Consider the following 18,063-nt stretch of genomic DNA (forward strand, 5'->3'; position numbering starts at 1 on the left):
TGGTAGCGCTACCTTCAAGCCAAAACGGGTGGAAACGATGGATCTGGTTGCCGGAATCGACGCGGGTACGCAAAGCCTCAAGGTGGTGGTCTACGACCCTGCCGGGCGCAACGTGGTGGCCAGCGCCAGCGCGCCGTTGACGCTGGCCAGCGGTGCCGACGGCAGCCGTGAACAACAGCCGGCGGACTGGGTCGCGGCACTGCACGCCTGCTTCGTCGACATCGATCCCGCGCTGCGCTCGCGCATTGCCGCGCTGGCCGTCTCGGGCCAACAGCACGGGTTCGTGGCGGTCGATGAAGCGGGAGAGGTACTGGCACCGGCCAAGCTGTGGTGCGACACCAGCACCTCGGCCGAGTGCGGGCAGATCATGCAGGCGGCAGGCGGCAGGGCGCGCACCATCGCGCTGGCCGGCAACCCCGTCCTCACCGGGTACACCGCATCCAAGCTGCCCTGGACCAAGGCCCACCGACCCGAGGCCTACGCCCGCCTTGCGAGCATCCTGCTGCCCCACGATTACCTCAATTTCGTGTTGACCGGGCAGCGTTTCTGCGAGTACGGGGATGCGTCCGGCACGGGCTGGCTGGACGTTCGCACCCGCACCTGGTCGAGCGAGCTGTTGCATGCGACCGATCCCGAGCGCGATCTTGCGGCCTGCCTGCCGCGCATCGCCGCGCCTGAAGAAGTGTTCGACATCGACCCCGCCACGGCGGCGGCGTTGGGGCTGCCGGCGACGGTGAAAGTGGCTGTCGGAGGCGGTGACAACATGATGGCGGCCATCGGCACCGGCTGCGTGGTGCCGGGTCGCCTGGCGATGAGCCTCGGCACCTCGGGCACGCTGTTCGCCTACTCCGACACGCCCGTGGTCGATCCGGACGGGGCATGGGCGGCCTTCTGTTCGTCCACCGGCGGCTGGCTGCCGCTGATCTGCACGATGAACTGCACCGTGGCGACCGAGCAGGTCGCGGCGGCTTTCGGCTTCAGCACGCGCGACGGCGACGCTCACCTGCGAGCGACTCCGCCCGGTGCCGACGGGCTGGTGATGCTGCCCTACCTCAACGGTGAACGCACGCCGGACCTGCCGTTCGGCAAAGGCGTGCTGGCGGGGCTGGACACCACCAACATGACGCCGGCGCATGTCTATCGGGCGGCGATGGAAGGGGCCACCTACAGTCTGAAGTACGGCTTCGATGCCTTCGTACGCGCGCGCATGTCGTTTGATTCCATCGTGCTGACCGGCGGCGGCAGCAACAGCGCGCAGTGGCGGCAACTGGTGGCCGATGTATTCGGCCTGCCGGTGGAGGTACCCAGCCAGCCTGAAGGCGCCGCGTTCGGTGCGGCGCTGCAGGCGGTGTGGGCGCTGGGCCACGCGCGCGGCGAAGCCACCTCGATCGCCGACATCGCCGACCAGTACGTAGCGCTGGATCCGCTTCGGTCCGCACGCCCGGACCCGGCGCGCATGCAGGCCTACGCCACCGCCTATGCACGGTTCCTGCGCCACCTCGATGCCATCACGCCGCTGTATCGCGACGGATCCCCCTCAACGCCACACCCCGCACAACGACAGGAAGACCCCTCATGACCACCCAGCCCTTCATCGGCAGCAAGGAATATTTCCCCGGCATCGGCCGCATCCCCTTCGAAGGACGGGGGTCGGACAACCCGCTCGCCTTCAAGGTGTATGACGCGGACAAGCGCGTCGGGGGCAAGACCATGCAGGAACACCTGCGCTTCGCGGTGTGCTACTGGCACACCTTCTGCAATGCAGGGCATGATCCGTTCGGCCCGGGCACCCGGCATTTCCCCTGGGAAGCCGGCTCGCCGATGGCCAGCGCCGAGGCGAAGCTGGACGCGGCGTTCGAGTTCTTCACCAAGCTGGGCGTGCCGTACTGGTGCTTCCATGACATCGACCTGGCACCGGACGCCGACGACGTCGCTGTCTACGAGAAGAACCTCAAGCACATGGTGGCGCTGGCCAAGGCCCGCCAGGACGACACCGGCATGAAGCTGCTGTGGGGCACGGCCAATCTGTTCTCGCACCCACGCTACATGAACGGTGCGTCCACCAATCCGGACTTCGCGGTGGTGGCGCGGGCCGCCGTCCAGGTCAAGGCGGCGCTGGAAGCAACCGTTGAACTGGGCGGCGAACATTACGTGTTCTGGGGTGGCCGCGAAGGGTATGCCGCCCTCGCCAATACGCAGATGAAGCGCGAAGTCGAACACCTTGCACGCTTCCTGACCATGGCGCGCGACCATGGCCGCAGCATCGGCCTGAAGGGCAATTTCCTGATCGAACCCAAGCCGATGGAACCGATGAAGCACCAGTACGACTTCGACAGCGCCACGGTGGTCGGGTTCCTGAAGGAACATGGCCTGGACAAGGATTTCAAGCTCAACATCGAGGCGAACCACGCCACGTTGTCCGGTCATACCTTCGAGCACGATCTGCAGGTCGCATCGGACCATGGGCTGCTGGGCAGCATCGATGCCAACCGCGGCAATGCCCAGAACGGCTGGGATACCGACCAGTTCCCCACCGACCTGTACGACACCGTCGGCGCGATGCTGGTGGTGCTGCGCCAGGGCGGGCTGGAGGGCGGCCTGAACTTCGATGCCAAGGTGCGCCGTGAATCGACCGACCTGGAAGACCTGTTCATCGCACACGTCGGGGGCATGGATGCGTTCGCCCATGGGCTGGAAGTCGCCCATGCGCTGATCAACGATTCGCCGCTGGAACAGTGGCGGAAGGAGCGTTACGCCAGCTTCGACAGTGGTACCGGCCAGGCGTTCGCAAGTGGCGCGCTCAGCCTCGCTGAACTGGCCGCGCTGGGTGCGAAGGGCGGCGAGCCCAGGCAGGTCAGCGGCAAGCAGGAGCGCTACGAGAACCTGATCAACCAGTATCTGCTGCGCTGACCGCGCAAGCTCGCGTCGATGAAACCCAACCGGGGAGGGGCAGGGCAATGCAACAGGCAGTGAGCAGCGGCGAGAACACCCGACTGATCGTCCTGATCAGCGTGGTGGCGACCATTGGCGGATTCCTGTTCGGGTTCGACAGCGGCGTGATCAATGGCACCCAGGACGGACTGCACCAGACGTTCAAGTCCGGCGAATGGATGCAGGGATTCGAGATCGCCTCGATGCTGTTGGGCTGCGCGTTCGGCGCCTTCAGCGCCGGCCGCCTGGCCGACCGCCTTGGCCGCCGCAACGTGCTGATCGTATCGGCGGTGCTGTTCCTGCTGTCGGCGATCGGCGCCGGTGCAGCCCCATCGTCGGCGATGTTCATCATCGCGCGGGTACTGGGCGGTTTCGCGGTAGGCGCGGCCAGCGTGATCTCCCCGGCGTACATCGCCGAAGTGGCGCCGGCGCGTTACCGTGGCCGCCTGGCCACGGTCCAACAGATCGCGATCATCAGCGGGCTGACGGCCGCGTTCCTGTCCAACTATCTGCTGGCGGCCACCGCCGGTGCCTCGACCGAGCCGCTGTGGGCGGGCCACGCGGCCTGGCGCTGGATGTTCTGGATGCAGGCGGTACCCTCGCTGTTGTTCCTGGTGCTGTTGTTGGCCATTCCAGAAAGTCCGCGCTACCTGATGGTGAAGCGCCGCAAAGACGAGGCACTGCAGGTGCTTGGGCGGTTGTTCGGCGCAGCCGAAGCGCAGGCCAAGCTGGCCGAGATCGATGCCTCCCTGTCGACCGACCACCATCGCCCGCGGCTTTCGGACCTGCGTGACAAGGCCAGCGGCAGCGTCCGCCCGATTGTCTGGGTGGGCATCGGCCTGGCGATCTTCCAGCAACTGGTTGGCATCAACGTGGTGTTCTACTACGGCGCCGTACTCTGGCAGGCGGTCGGCTTCTCTGAAAACGACGCCCTGCTGATCAACATCCTGTCCGGTGCGCTCAGCATCGGCGCCTGCATCGTGACCGTGCTGCTGATCGACCGCATCGGACGCAAGCCGCTGCTGTGGGTCGGCTCGGCCGGCATGGCGGTGGCCTTGGCACTGCTGGTGTTTTCCTTCGCCAGCGGCTCGCTGGTCGATGGGCGCCTGCAGCTGCCAGGTGGCATGGGCACGCTGGCGCTGGTGGCTGCCAATGCCTACGTGGTGTTCTTCAACGTCTCCTGGGGGCCGGTGATGTGGGTGATGCTGGGCGAGATGTTCCCCAACCAGATACGCGGCTCGGCGCTGGCGGTGGCTGGTGCGGCGCAATGGACCGCCAACTTCGCCGTGACGGTGACCTTTCCGATTTTGTTGGCTGCCATCGGGCTGGCCGCAACCTACAGCCTCTACCTGGTGGCGGCGGTCATCTCGGTGTTCTTCGTGCTGCGGTTCGTGCACGAAACCAAGGGCAAGGAACTGGAGCAGATGGAAGGATGAACACCATGACGAATCGACGCTTCACGCAGGCCGGTGGTGGCGTACTGCTGACTGCGCTGGTGCTGGCAGTGGCGGCCTGCGGGAACGATGGGAAAGCCGTTGCAGCTGCGCCGGCCGCCCCGAACGCGTGGCCGCAGGTCGCCTGGCCGCTGGCCGAGGATGCGACTCTGGAGAAACGCATCAACGAGCTCATGGCGACCCTGACGGTGGAGGACAAGGTCGGCCAGCTGGTGCAGGGGGATATCGCCAGCGTCACCCCGGACGACGTGCGCCGCTACCGGCTGGGTTCCATCCTGGCAGGCGGCAACTCAGACCCCGGCGGCCGTTACGATGCCTCGCCTGCGCAATGGCTGGCACTGGCCGATGACTTCCATGCCGCCTCGATGGACACCTCGCAGGGCGGCAAGGCGATCCCGGTGCTGTTCGGCATCGACGCCGTGCACGGGCAGAGCAACATCATCGGCGCGACCCTGTTCGCGCACAACATCGGCCTGGGCGCGACCCGCAATCCGGAACTGCTGCGCCGTATCGGCGAGATCACCGCACTGGAGACCCGCGTGACCGGGATGGAGTGGGCCTTCGCACCCACCGTGGCGGTACCGCAGGACGATCGCTGGGGACGCACCTACGAAGGCTATTCGGAATCGCCGGAGGTGGTGGCCAGCTACGCCGCTGCAATGGTCGAGGGCCTGCAGGGCAAGGTGGGCTCGCCCGCCTTCCTGGACGAGCGCCACGTGATCGCTTCGGTCAAGCACTTCCTCGGTGATGGCGGGACCGTCGATGGCAAAGACCAGGGCGATGCCCGGATCGATGAAACCGAGCTGGTGCGCATCCACGCGGCCGGCTATCCGCCGGCCATTGCCGCAGGCGCACAGACTGTCATGGCATCGTTCAACAGCGTCAACGGCGAGAAAATGCACGGCCACAAACCGTACCTGACCGATGCACTGAAGGGACGCATGAACTTCGGTGGCTTCGTGGTGGGCGACTGGAACGGCCACGGGCAGGTGAAGGGCTGCACCACTACGGACTGCCCTGCCACCATCAACGCCGGCCTGGACATGGCCATGGCATCGGACAGCTGGAAGGGTTTCTACGAAACCACGCTGGCGGCGGCCAAGGCCGGCACCATCAGCCCGCAACGCCTGGATGACGCGGTGCGTCGCATCCTGCGGGTCAAGCTGCGCCTGGGCTTGTTCGAGGCGGGGAAACCGTCATCGCGTGCGGTCGGCGGCCAGTTCGCGCTGATCGGTGCACCGGCCCATCGCGCGGTGGCCCGGCAGGCGGTACGCGAGTCGCTGGTGCTGCTGAAGAACCAGGGCGGCGTGCTGCCGCTGTCGCCGAAGCAACGCATCCTGGTGGCCGGTGACGGTGCCCACGATGTCGGCAAGCAGGCCGGTGGCTGGACGCTCAACTGGCAGGGCACCGGCACGACCCGCAAGGATTTCCCGAATGCAGACAGCATCTTCGAGGGCATCGCGCAGCAGGTGAAGGCAGCCGGTGGCCACGCCGAACTTGCAGTCGACGGACGCTATGCGAGCCGGCCGGATGCGGCCGTGGTGGTGTTCGGAGAAAATCCGTATGCCGAGTTCCAGGGTGATCTGCCGACACTGGCGTACAAGCCAGGCGACGATGCGGACCTGGCACTGCTCAAGCGCCTGAAAGCCGATGGCATTCCCGTTGTCGCGGTGTTCCTCAGCGGACGCCCGCTGTGGGTCAATCGTGAGCTCAATGCCGCCGATGCCTTCGTCGCAGCATGGCTGCCGGGCTCGGAGGGCGCAGGCATCGCCGATGTCCTTCTGCGCGGTCCCGATGGCAATGTCCAGCACGACTTCAAAGGCACCTTGAGCTTCAGTTGGCCGCGCACGGCGACCCAGTACGCCAACAACGTGGGCCAGAAGGACTACAACCCGCTGTTCCCGTTCGGCTTCGGGCTGACCTACGCTGACAACGGCGCGCTGGCCCCGCTGCCGGAAATTTCAGGTGTGACCGGCAAGGAAGGGGCGGTCGGGGTGTTCTTTGCACGCGGTGACGCTGGCCCCGGCATGGCACTGCGACTGGAAGCCGACACGGGGCAGGGGGTGACGGTCACGAAGGTACCGGATGCCCTCGAGTCGGACCTGCTCACGGTTGCCGGCGTGGATCATCAGGCGCAGGAAGACGGGCGTCGGCTCAGCTGGTCGGGCAAGGGCGAGGCGACTGCCGCACTGCAATCGCACACGGCGCTGGACCTGCAGCGCGAAAGCAACGGTGACCTGATGCTGTTGACCACCCTGCGGGTCGAGTCCGCACCGCAGGGCGATGCCTGGCTGTCGGTGGGCTGCGGCACGGGCTGCTCGGCGCGCATCGCAATCGGGCCCACGCTGGGGCGTTTGCCGGCAGGCCAATGGACACGCGTAGGGGTGCCGCTGAAGTGCCTTGCCGCCGCGGGTGCGGATGTCGGCAAGCTGGATCGCCCCTGGTCGATCGGCACGGCGGGGAAGATGACGCTGGCGGTGTCGCGCGTAGCGCTCGGGGCGCTGAACGAGGCGGAGACCACCATCGAGTGCACGGGCGCGTGACGGTGGGTGCTGCGCTAACGAGGCCCAGGAGGACGCGCGACCGAATCGCGCACCACCAGGCGGTGGGGCACGACGTGGTCAGTCAGTACACGTACGCCTTCCTGCCGGCGGCGGATGGTGCGCAGCAGGATTTCGATCGCGGCATCGGCCATCGAGGCGATCGGCTGATGGACAGTGGTGAGCTCGGGCCAGACGGTGGTTGCGGCGGAGGTGTCATCGAAACCGACCACCGACAGGTCGCGTGGCACCTCGAGGCCGCGCCGGTGGGCAACGGAGATCGCCGCCGCCCCCATGTCGTCGTTGCTGGCGAAGATCGCGGTGGGCGGCCGACGGTGGCGCAGCAGCTTCTCGGCGGCGGCAAGCCCGGAGCGGTAGGTGTAGTCGCCCTGCTGGACCAGGGCGGGGTCGACTTCCAGCCCTGCATCATGCAGCGCGCTGACGAAGCCGTCGTAGCGCCGCGCGCTTGCGCTGAGGTCGCTGCGCCCGCAGATGAAGCCGATGCGGCTGTGGCCGTGCTGGATCAAGTGTTCGGCCAGTTCTCTGCCGGCGTGGAAGTCGTCGATGCGCACGCAGGAAATGTCGTTGCCGAGGTGGCCCGATGCGATCGCGACCACCGGGATGCCCGCCCTGAGCAGCTCGTTCACCGCGGGCTGGGACTCGCACAGAGGCGGCGGCAGGATGACCCCGTCGACCCGGCCGGCAAGCGCACGCGCCGACCTGCGCTCGGCGGCAGGGCCCAGATCGTCCCAGTAATCGACGACCAGCTGGATCGCGGCGCCCGACGCCACGCGCAGCAGCCCGACCAGCAGTTCGCGCAGGTAGGCACCACTGGGATCGGTGTAGATCAGCGCGATGCGCGTGTGCTGCGCGGCGGCCAGCGAACTGGCGGCGAGGTTGGGTGTATACCCGAGTTCACGCACCGCGCGCATCACGCGCTCACGGGTGACATCGCGGACTTTGCCCTGGTTGATCGCGCGCGATACGGTCATCGGCGAGACCCCGGCCAAGGCCGCCACTTCGTCGATCGTCACGCCACTGGCTTTGCGGCGGACCGATTTCTTCGGCTTCTCCAATACGCGCTCCCATTGTGCTTCGTGGCGCCATCGCCAGCCGCGCACGTCCCGAGCTTACAAGGTTTACCGCCCGCGCTGCGGGGTCGCCCGGATGGCAAGCGGTGTCATTGGATGCTGGCTGCCGTGGTGGCCTTGATGGCCTGCATCGGCAGCGCGCAGGCAGAGGATGGCTACGCGCTCTGGATGCGCTATGTGCCCCTCGATGCCCCGCTTGCCGCCGCCTACCGCACGCAGCTGGCTGAAGTGGTGGCGCCTGATCACACACCGACCCAGCGTGCCGCACGCGAAGAGCTGGAGCGCGGCCTGGCCGGACTGCTCGGCAGCGCCCCGCCCATGCGGGTTGCGGCGGCCACCGGCCCTGCCGTGGTGCTGGGTACGCCGCAGTCATCGCCATTGATCGCGCCGTTCGGCGAGCAGATTGCATCGCTGGGCGGAGAGGGCTACCTGCTCGAACGTACGCGTCTGGCTGGGCACGATGTGGTGCTGGTGGCCGCTCGCACGGATATCGGCGTGCTGTACGGCACATTCCATCTGCTGCGCCTGCTGCAGGCCGGCGCGGCACTGGACACCCTTGCGGTGCGCGAATCGCCGCAGCTCGGTCGGCGCGTACTCAACCACTGGGACGACCTGGACGGGCACGTGGAACGCGGCTATGCAGGCCGCTCGCTGTGGGAGTGGCAGACCCTGCCGGAATGGCGCGACCCGCGCTATACCGACTACGCACGGGCCAACGCGTCGGTGGGCATCAACGGCACGGTGCTGAACAACGTGAATGCCAGCGCGCAGAGCCTGGCGCCGGAGTATCTCGACAAGGCTGCGGCGCTGGCCGACCTGTTCCGGCCCTACGGCATCCGCGTCTACCTGAGCGCGCGCTTCAGCGCGCCGATCGAACTGGGCGGGCTGGAAACCGCCGACCCCCTCGACCCGGCGGTACGACGGTGGTGGCGGGACAAGGCCGCGGAGATCTACAGCCGCATTCCGGATTTTGGCGGCCTGCTGGTAAAGGCCAATTCGGAAGGCCAGCCCGGCCCGCAGGACTACGGTCGTTCGCACGCCGAAGGTGCCAACCTGCTGGCCGATGCGCTGGCCCCGCATGGCGGCGTGGTGATGTGGCGGGCCTTCGTCTATGCGCACGACGTTCCTGCAGACCGGGCCACGCAGGCCTATACCGAATTTGTCGGCCTGGACGGTGCCTTCCGCCCGAACGTGATCCTGCAGGTGAAGAACGGGCCGATTGATTTCCAGCCGCGGGAGCCGTTCCATCCGCTGTTCGGTGCCATGCCGCGTACCCCGCTGATGATGGAGGTCCAGATCACCAAGGAGTATCTCGGCTTCGCCACGCACCTGGTGTACCTGGGGCCACTGTACGAGGAAGTGCTGCACGCCGACGCCCATGCACGCGGCAAACGTTCCACCGTGGCGCAAACGCTCACCGGCATGGCCGGCGTCGCGAATATCGGCAACGATCGCACCTGGAGTGGATCGCACTTCGACCAGGCCAACTGGTACGCCTTCGGCCGTCTTGCGTGGAACCCCGGGCAGAGCGCCGCCGACATCGCGGCGGAGTGGGCGGCGATGACCTTCTCACCGGATCGCGAGGTGGTGCAGCCCATCGTCGGCATGATGATGGGCTCGCGCGAGGCGGCAGTGAACTACATGACTCCGCTTGGCCTGCATCACCTGATGGCACGCGGACACCACCATGGCCCCGGTCCGTGGGTCGACGGCGGTCCGCGCGCGGACTGGACGTCGGTGTACTACCACCGCGCCGACCGCGATGGCATCGGCTTTGACCGCACGGCGCGCGGCAGCAATGCGGTGGCCCAATACGCACCGCACGTGGCAGACCGCTACGGTGACCTGCAGCAGGTCCCCGAATCGTTGCTGTTGTGGTTCCACCACCTGCCCTGGGACCACCGCATGGCGTCCGGCCAGACACTGTGGGACGAACTGGTCCGGCGCTATGCGCAGGGCGTGCGCGGTGTCGAGGACATGCAGAGCACCTGGGCAGGCCTGCGCGGCAGGGTGGATGCACAGCGCTACGCGCAGGTCGAAGCGTTCCTGCGCATCCAGCGCCGCGAAGCACAGTGGTGGCGCGATGCCAGCGTGGCGTATTTCCAGTCGGTCAGCGGCCGACCCTTGCCGGAGGGAGAGGCCACGCCACCGCATCCGCTGGCGTGGTACCAGGCCCAGCAGTCTCCGTCCGCGCCGGGAGATGGCCGATGAGCCGGGCAGCGTGGAGGGGCTGGCTGCTGGCGATCACGCTGGGCTGCTGCGCAGGGCCCGCACCGGCGCAGCACACGATGGCGCCGTTGCTGCATCCGCTGTTCCAGGATCACGCCGTCCTGCAGCGGGACCAGCCGATTCGGGTCTGGGGGACTGCCGCTTCGGGCGTCAGCCTCCGGGTGGAGCTGGCCGGCCGGACAGCCACCGCCCGCGCCGATGACAGCGGCCATTGGCGGGCCATGCTGCCGCCGCTGGCGGCAGGCGGCCCGTACGAGCTGGCGATCCGGGCCGGGAATGCCGTCCAGGTCGTGCGCGATGTGCAGATGGGCGATGTCTGGCTGTGTTCCGGGCAGTCGAACATGGAGCTTCCGGTCTGGCGCGCGCTCGACGCAGCCAGCGAAATCGCTGCCGCCACGCAGCCGATGATCCGCCTGTTCACCGTGCCGAAGGCGGTGGCCGTTTCGCCACGACAGGAGTTTGCAGGACCCGTTGCCTGGCACGCCGCATCGCCGGACACCGTGCGGGACTTCTCCGCTGCCTGCTTCTACTTCGCACGCGAGCTGCAGAAGACCGTCGCGGTACCGATGGGGCTGATCCAGGCGGCGTGGGGCGGTTCCCGCATCGAGGCATGGACCAGCGCCTCTGGCCTGCGCCGACAGGACGGCATGGACCCGGCGCTGGACGTACTGGCGCTGTACGCAACCGATCCGGTGGCCGCCAACGCCCGATGGGGCCGACACTGGCAACAGTGGTGGTCCACGCACATGGGCGCGGGCGCCGATGAAAGCCCGTGGCAGCCCGCGGCAGATCGCACTGGCTGGCAGCAAGCGCCGTCCCTGCTGGGGGCATGGGAGCACTGGGGCGTGCCTGCGCTTTCCCGCTACAACGGCATGGTCTGGTACCGCAGCCAGGTGACCCTGACCGTGGCGCAGGCAGGGCAGGGCGCACGCCTTGAACTGGGTGCGGTGGATGAGACGGACATGACCTGGGTGAACGGCGTGGCCGTGGGCAGCGAGAACGCGCCCGGTTCGGCGCGGTCCTACGCGCTGTCAGCCGGCTTGCTGAAGGCTGGTGCCAACACGGTGGTGATCAACGTGCTGGATACCTATGGCGATGGCGGCCTGGCAGGCCCTGCAAGCGCCCACGCGGTGGTGCTGGACGATGGCACGCGCCTGGTGCTGGACGCACCGTGGCAGTACCAGCCAGCGCCCACGGCGCAGGCCCCACCGCTGGCGCCGTGGCATGCCGCCACGGGCGTGTCCACGCTCCACAACGGCATGATCGCCCCGCTGGGCCAGCCTGGGCTGCGCGGAATGCTGTGGTACCAGGGCGAATCCAACACTGGCGACGGCGCGGCCTATGCGGCACGCCTGCGCGGCCTGCGCGATGACTGGCGCGGGCAGTTCGGTGCGCAGATGCCGTTGCTGGTGGTGCAGCTGGCCGGCTATGGCCAACCGCCCGCAGCACCGGTGGAAAGCGGCTGGGCACAGGTCCGCGAGGCGCAGCGGCGGGTCGTGGCGGAGGACCCGCACACCGGCCTCGCGCTGGCGATCGACATCGGCGACGCCTACGACATCCATCCGCCCAACAAACAGGAACTGGGCCGGCGCCTGGCGCGCGTGGCACGCCACGTCGTCTACGGCGAGCGCGCGATCGCCCCGTCCGGCCCGACCGCACGCACGGCATCGCGTACTCCTGCGGGGGTAAGGATCGCCTTCGATGATGTCACCGGCGCCCTGGCCACCACCGGTGCCAACGGACCCATGGGCTTCGAACTATGCGATGCGCAGGCGCGGCAATGCACCTACGCGGAGGCGCTGCTGGACGGTCATGACGTGGTGCTGCGCAGCCCGCAGCCAGTGCCCGGCGCGCGCGTGCGCTACTGCTGGGCCGATGGCCCGATCTGCACGCTGCGCGATCGCAGCGGCGCACCGGCCGGCCCCTTTGAACTATCCCTCGACGCTGCGGAGATTCCATGATGCTGACGCGCCTGCTGCTTGCCACGATGATCCTGTTGTCGGCCGCTGCGACGCCGCCGCTGCGGGCCGCGCCTGCGCCACCGGTTCATTTCGACTGGTTCGAGTACACCGGTCGGGACGTTGCCTTCGAAGCGCCCCTGCCACCCGGGCACTACCGCAACCCGATCCTCGCCGGCTTCCACGCCGACCCCAGCATCACCCGTGCGAACGGCCGCTACTACCTGGTCAATTCCAGCTTTACCTACTTCCCCGGTATACCCGTTTTCGAAAGTGTGGACCTGGTGCACTGGAAGCAGGTCGGCAACGTCATCGACCGACCGACGCAGTTGGATTTCGATGGCCTGAGCGTGTCGCGTGGCATATTCGCTCCGGCGATCTCCTACCACGACGGCCTGTTCCATGTGGTCACCACCGCAGTGGACAGTGGCGGCAACTTCATCGCTACCGCAAGCGATCCTGCCGGGCCGTGGTCAGACCCGCACTGGCTGCCGGGCGTGGAGGGCATCGATCCTTCGCTGTTCTTCGACGACGACGGCCGCGTCTACCTGCTGAACAATGACGTGCCGCCCGGTTTGCCGCGCTACGAGGGCCACCGTGCGATCTGGATGCAGCAGATCGACATGGACAACTACGCGCCGATGGGCCCGCGCAAGGTGCTGATCGACGGCGGCGTGGAGCCGGCGAAGAACCCGATCTGGATCGAAGGACCTCACCTGTACAAACGCGAGGGCTGGTATTACCTGTCCGATGCAGAGGGCGGCACCGGGCCGCAGCATTCGCAGGTGGTGCTGCGCAGCCGTGATGTCTGGGGACCTTATGTCCCGTATGCGCGCAACCCCATCCTGACCCAGCGCGATCTGCCGGAGGACCGGCCACTGCCGATCACCAATGCCGGCCATGCGGACCTGGTGGAGGGACCGGATGGGTCGTGGTGGGCGGTGTTCCTTGCCAGCCGCAACTATGCCAAGCGCCACTACAACACAGGCCGGGAGACCTACCTGCTGCCGGTCCGATGGCGCGATGGCTGGCCGGTGATCCTGCCAGCCGGCCAGACCATTCCGTATACGCTCAAGGCACCGTCATGGATGCAGGGCGATGCGTCGCAGGCACCGTTCACCGGCAACTTCGTCGATCGCGATGAGTTCGATGCGCCGACGCTCGGCAGCGGCTGGCTGCGCGTGCGTGTGCCCAAGCGACCATGGGCAGACCTGCGCGAGCACCCCGGCGCGCTGACGGTGCACCCGCTGGCGGAAGACCTCGACACGCTGCGCAACCCCGCCTTCCTGGGCCGACGCCAGCAGCACCTGCGCTTCGAGGCCAGCACCGCGATGAGCCACCCGGCAGCAGGCGTGGCGGCTGGCTTGGCTGCCTTCCAGAGTGAAACGTACTGGTATTTCCTTGGCGTCCGCCGCCTCGGCGCTGATCGCGTGACGGTCTTCTTGGAAGGACGCGACGGCGGCGGGACGACCCGGCTGCTGGCCACCCGCGATGTGGACGCGAGCGCTTCGCTGCGGCTGAAGATCACCGGTGACGAAGCCCGCTATGCCTTTGCCTTCGACAGCGGCGACGGGCACGGCTGGCAGACCCTCGCAGCCGAGGTGGATGGAACGGTATTGAGTACTGATCGCGCAGGCGGCTTCGTGGGCGCTCTGCTGGGACCATTCGCACGCGATGAGCGTGCCTTGAGGAGTAAATGATGACGCGCACGCCCCGGCTCCCGATGTTCCGCACGCTGGCGCTGTGCGCCGCCATCGCCTTGAGCAGCGTCGGCCAGGCGGCCGAAGCCCAGCCCTGGCGTGACACTGCGGCAAGCTTTGAAAGCCGCGCCGCCGCGCTGGTGGCGCAGATGACCCTGGAGGAAAAAGCGGCGCAGATGCAGAACGCCGCGCCCGCCATCGAGCGCCTCGGCGTTCCCGCCTACGACTGGTGGAACGAAGGCCTGCACGGGGTGGCACGCGCAGGGCAGGCGACGGTCTTCCCACAGGCCATCGGACTGGCCGCCACCTTCGACGTGCCGCTGGTGCGCCAGGTGGCCACCACCATCAGTGACGAAGCGCGGGCCAAGCATCACCAGTTCGTCCGCGAGGGATCACATGGCCGCTACCAGGGGCTGACCTACTGGTCGCCGAACATCAACATCTTCCGCGACCCACGCTGGGGCCGCGGCCAGGAAACCTACGGCGAAGACCCGTACCTCACCGCGCGCATGGGCGTGGCCTTCGTGCACGGACTGCAGGGCGACGACCCGGTGTACCGCAAGCTCGATGCCACGGCCAAGCATCTGGCCGTGCACAGCGGGCCGGAGGCCGACCGCCACCACTTCGATGCCCGCCCCAGCAAGCGCGATCTGCATGACACCTACCTGCCGGCCTTCGAAGCGCTGGTGAAGGAGGGCCAGGTGGATGCGGTGATGGGCGCTTACAACCGCGTGTACGGCGAGTCCGCCAGCGCCAGCCGCTTCCTGCTGCGCGAAGTACTGCGCCGTGACTGGGGATTCAAGGGTTACGTGGTGTCCGACTGCTGGGCCATCGTGGATATCTGGAAGCATCACAGAATCGTTCCCAGCCGTGAAGCCGCCGCGGCATTGGCGGTCAAGAACGGTACCGAACTGGAGTGTGGCCAGGAGTACGCCACGCTGCCTGCCGCGGTACGGCAAGGCCTGATCACGGAAGCAGAAATCGACGATGCGGTGACCCGGCTGTTCACCGCGCGGATGCGGCTGGGCATGTTCGACCCGGCCGAACGGGTGCGCTGGGCGCGGATCCCCGCATCGGTGAACCAGGCCCCGGCGCACGATGCGCTGGCCTTGAAGGCCGCGCAGGAATCGCTGGTACTGCTGAAGAACGAAGGCGTGCTGCCGCTGTCACGCGACCTCAAGCGCATCGCCGTGGTCGGCCCCACCGCCGATGACACCATGGCACTGCTCGGCAACTACTTCGGCACCCCGGCCGCACCGGTGACCGTCCTGCAGGGAATACGCGATGCAGCGAAGGGCATCGAGGTGCGCTACGCACGCGGTGTGGACCTGGTTGAAGGGCGCGACGATCCCAACGCCACCCCGCTGATCGAAGCGGCCTACCTGCGGCCGTCGGCCGACTCGCCGGAACGGGGCCTGCGCGGTGAGTACTTCCGTACGGCCGATCTGTCCGGCACCCCGGCCCTGGTGCGCACCGATGCCCAGATCGGCTTCCGCTGGGATCGCGGTTCACCGACCGACAACCTGCTGGCCCGCGGTGAAGCCGCGCCGGGGCAGGGGATTCCCAGCGATGGTTTCAGCATCCGCTGGAGTGGCGAACTGGTGCCGCCGGTGTCCGGGCGCTACCGCATAGAAGCAGCAGCCGATGACGGCTACCGCCTGTACATCGATGGCAAGCGGGTACTGGACCGGTGGGGTGACAGCGATCGCCTGCAGGGCGATGGCGTGGAACTGGACCTGCAGGCCGGACGCGCCTATGCGCTGAGGCTCGAGTATTTCGATGCCGAGCGCGATGCCGGCGTGCGGCTGGGCTGGCGCATGCCGGGCGCGAAGCCGCCCTTCGAGGAAGCGGTGGACGCAGCCCGCGAAGCGGACGTGGTGGTGTTTGTCGGCGGGCTGACCGGCGATGTGGAAGGCGAAGAAATGAAGGTCAACTACCCCGGTTTCGCCGGCGGTGACCGTACCGATCTGCGCCTGCCCGCGCCGCAGCGTGCACTGCTGGAAGCGCTGCATGCCACCGGCAAGCCGGTGGTGATGGTGCTGACCGGCGGCTCCGCGCTGGCCGTGGACTGGGCCGATACGAATGTGCCGGCAATCCTGATGAGCTGGTACCCCGGGCAACGAGGTGGCACCGCCGTAGGCCAGGCCCTGTTTGGCGACGTCAACCCCGGCGGACGCCTTCCGGTCACCTTCTACAAGGCGGGCCAGACGATGCCGGCGTTCGACGATTACACGATGGAAGGCCGCACCTACCGCTATTTCCGTGGCGCCCCGCTGTACCCGTTTGGACACGGGCTGTCCTACACGCGGTTCGACTACGGCACGCTGCAGCTCGATTCCGCCCGCATCGGCGACGACGGGACGCTCAAGGTGCAGGTCGAGATAACCAACGCCGGCAAGCGCCCGGGCGATGAAGTCGTGCAGTTGTATGTGCGGCGCATGCAGGCACAGCCCGGCGATGCCCAGCAGGAGCTGCGCGGGTTCCAGCGTGTCCACCTGGCCCCGGGCGAGCGGCGCACGGTCGCCTTTGATCTGCAGGCGAAGGACGCCCTGCGCCAGTACGACGAGGTCCGCGCAGCGTATGCCGTGCCGGCCGGGTCCTACGAGGCAAGGGTAGGCAGCTCCAGCACCGACATCCGCGCGACAAGCAGGTTCACCGTGGAGGCCGGCCGTGACTGATGCAGGCAGCGTGGCAAGCACCGAACACACGCTGTCGATCCGGGAAAAGCTCGGCTACAGCCTGGGCGATCTCGCGGCGAACCTGATCTTCCAGACGCTGATCACCTACCTGGCGTTCTTCTACACCGACGTATACCGGCTTCCGCCCGCCACTGCGGCAACGATCATCTTCGTGATCGGCGTGCTCGGCGCGTTCGTGTTCACGCCGCTGATCGGCATTGCCGCCGATCGCACGGTCAGCCGCTGGGGCAAGTTCCGGCCGTGGATCCTGTGGACGGCGATCCCGTTCGGGGTGTTGTCCTTGCTCGCCTTCAGCACGCCGGACCTGGGGCCCCGCGCGAAGATCGTCTACGCCGTGGCCACCTACGGCCTGCTGATGCTGGTGTACGCGGCCAACAACCTGCCGTACTCCGCGCTCAGCGGGGTGCTTACGGGCAGCATGGCCCAGCGCAACAGCCTGTCGGCCTACCGCTTCGTGGCGGTGATGATCGCGCAGTTCATCATCCAGGTGCTGCTGTTGCCACTGGTGCTGATCCTCGGCGATGGTGATCGCATGCTGGGCTTCGAGCGGGTCATGACGGTGTTCGCGGTGGTGGGCACGCTGTTCTTCCTGACCACCTTCGCCACCACGCGCGAACGCATCGTCCCGGCCCGGGAACAGACCGGCGGCGTACTGCAGGACCTGTCCGACCTGCTGCGCAACCGGCCGTGGAAGGTGATGCTGCTGCTGACCATCCTGGTGTTCGTCAACCTGGCCCTGAAGGGCGGCACCTACATCTACTATTTCCAGTACTACATGCGTGATGCCGCGTTGGCGGGCTTCCTCGACAGCTCCGGCTTCAACGCTTTCATCGGTGGATTGAACGCAACGCTGAGGCGGTGGGGCCTGGCCGGATTCACCTGGCCGGAAGACCCGGCGACCTCGGCCTTCAGCCTGTTCAATGCGTGCGGCATCCTCTGCATGATCCTCGGCATCGGCGTCTCACGCCGGCTGGCTGACCGCTTCGGCAAGCGGGATGTCTTCGGTGGCGCGTTGCTGGTGTGCACGCTGTTCCTGCTGGCGTTCTACTTCTTCCCGCCCACCGCGGTCGGCGTGGCCTTCGTCGCCTTCATGCTGCATGGGTTCTGCTACGGCATCACCATCCCGCTGCTGTGGGCGATGATCGCCGACGTCGCCGACTATTCCGAGTGGAAGAACCATCGCCGCGCCACCGCGATCGTGTTCTCCGCGATGCTGTGCGGGCTGAAGATCGGCCTGAGCATTGGCGGTGCGCTGGTCGCGGGGATCCTCGCGCACCATGGCTACCAGGCTGGCGCGGAACAGCAGCCGCAGGCGGTGGTGGACGGCATCCGACTTACGGTCAGCGTCTACTGCTCGATCCCGTTCCTGCTCGCGGTGGCGCTGCTGTTCCTGTATGAGATCGACAAGCGCATGGAGAACCGGATCGAGCAGGAGCTGCTGCAGCGCCGGCAGACTGGCAG

At 67.5% G+C, this 18,063-nt stretch carries 9 protein-coding genes and 1 pseudogene; 9 read left to right on the forward strand and 1 reads right to left on the reverse strand.

The annotated features are described in order from the left end of the window. The first annotated feature begins 37 nt into the window (after positions 1-37). From xylB to H9654_RS02025, 4 genes are read left to right on the forward strand one after another with little or no spacing between them, the layout of a single operon-like run. Positions 38-1,579 (forward strand): xylulokinase, encoded by a 1,542-nt coding sequence (gene xylB, locus H9654_RS02010; protein WP_191768598.1) that lies wholly within the window; start codon positions 38-40, stop codon positions 1,577-1,579. Further along, positions 1,576-2,910, forward strand: coding sequence for a xylose isomerase (gene xylA / locus H9654_RS02015; RefSeq protein WP_191768600.1), 1,335 nt, complete (start codon positions 1,576-1,578; stop codon positions 2,908-2,910). The genes xylB and xylA overlap by 4 nt, the downstream gene beginning before the upstream one ends. Before the next feature lie 47 nt (positions 2,911-2,957). Continuing rightward, entirely contained in the window at positions 2,958-4,367 is a 1,410-nt protein-coding gene (locus tag H9654_RS02020; protein WP_191768602.1) for a sugar porter family MFS transporter, read from the forward strand. Next, a complete protein-coding gene (locus H9654_RS02025) occupies positions 4,364-6,928 on the forward strand; it encodes a glycoside hydrolase family 3 N-terminal domain-containing protein (RefSeq protein WP_406833443.1) in 2,565 nt (854 codons plus the stop codon). The genes H9654_RS02020 and H9654_RS02025 overlap by 4 nt, the downstream gene beginning before the upstream one ends. Positions 6,929-6,942: 14 nt before the next feature. Here the strand turns inward: H9654_RS02025 and H9654_RS02030 are convergent, their stop codons facing one another. Beyond that, positions 6,943-8,001, reverse strand: coding sequence for a LacI family DNA-binding transcriptional regulator (locus tag H9654_RS02030; RefSeq protein ID WP_191768606.1), 1,059 nt, complete (start codon positions 7,999-8,001; stop codon positions 6,943-6,945). Between the two features lie 111 nt (positions 8,002-8,112). Here H9654_RS02030 and H9654_RS02035 point away from each other — a divergent pair, with 111 nt between their 5' ends. The 5 genes and pseudogenes from H9654_RS02035 to H9654_RS17715 form a co-directional block, all read left to right on the forward strand. Then, positions 8,113-10,227 carry an alpha-glucuronidase family glycosyl hydrolase gene (locus tag H9654_RS02035; protein ID WP_191768608.1) on the forward strand — a complete coding sequence of 705 codons (2,115 nt, stop codon included), beginning with the start codon at positions 8,113-8,115 and terminating at the stop codon, positions 10,225-10,227. Further along, positions 10,224-12,206 (forward strand): sialate O-acetylesterase, encoded by a 1,983-nt coding sequence (locus H9654_RS02040; protein WP_191768610.1) that lies wholly within the window; start codon positions 10,224-10,226, stop codon positions 12,204-12,206. Before H9654_RS02035 ends, H9654_RS02040 begins: the two co-directional genes overlap by 4 nt. Beyond that, positions 12,206-13,903, forward strand: a complete 1,698-nt coding sequence (locus H9654_RS02045) for a glycoside hydrolase family 43 protein (RefSeq protein WP_191768906.1) — start codon at positions 12,206-12,208, stop codon at positions 13,901-13,903. Before H9654_RS02040 ends, H9654_RS02045 begins: the two co-directional genes overlap by 1 nt. A 23-nt stretch (positions 13,904-13,926) precedes the next feature. Beyond that, complete coding sequence (locus H9654_RS02050; RefSeq protein WP_191768904.1) at positions 13,927-16,581, forward strand: glycoside hydrolase family 3 protein; 2,655 nt, start codon at positions 13,927-13,929, stop codon at positions 16,579-16,581. 10 nt (positions 16,582-16,591) lie between these two features. Beyond that, positions 16,592-18,058: pseudogene (locus H9654_RS17715) on the forward strand (MFS transporter); the annotation flags it as partial. Positions 18,059-18,063 lie beyond the last annotated feature (5 nt).

The organism is Stenotrophomonas lacuserhaii, from assembly GCF_014836545.1.
Classification (GTDB): Bacteria; Pseudomonadota; Gammaproteobacteria; order Xanthomonadales; family Xanthomonadaceae; genus Stenotrophomonas; species Stenotrophomonas lacuserhaii.

Coding starts and splice junctions, on each gene's coding strand:
- H9654_RS02025 (WP_406833443.1), top strand. CDS start 4,364: ATGAACACCATGACGAATCGACGCTTCACGCAGGCCGGTGGTGGCGTA.
- H9654_RS02035 (WP_191768608.1), top strand. CDS start 8,113: ATGCTGGCTGCCGTGGTGGCCTTGATGGCCTGCATCGGCAGCGCGCAG.
- xylA (WP_191768600.1), top strand. CDS start 1,576: ATGACCACCCAGCCCTTCATCGGCAGCAAGGAATATTTCCCCGGCATC.
- H9654_RS02040 (WP_191768610.1), top strand. CDS start 10,224: ATGAGCCGGGCAGCGTGGAGGGGCTGGCTGCTGGCGATCACGCTGGGC.
- H9654_RS02050 (WP_191768904.1), top strand. CDS start 13,927: ATGTTCCGCACGCTGGCGCTGTGCGCCGCCATCGCCTTGAGCAGCGTC.
- H9654_RS02020 (WP_191768602.1), top strand. CDS start 2,958: ATGCAACAGGCAGTGAGCAGCGGCGAGAACACCCGACTGATCGTCCTG.
- H9654_RS02045 (WP_191768906.1), top strand. CDS start 12,206: ATGCTGACGCGCCTGCTGCTTGCCACGATGATCCTGTTGTCGGCCGCT.
- xylB (WP_191768598.1), top strand. CDS start 38: ATGGATCTGGTTGCCGGAATCGACGCGGGTACGCAAAGCCTCAAGGTG.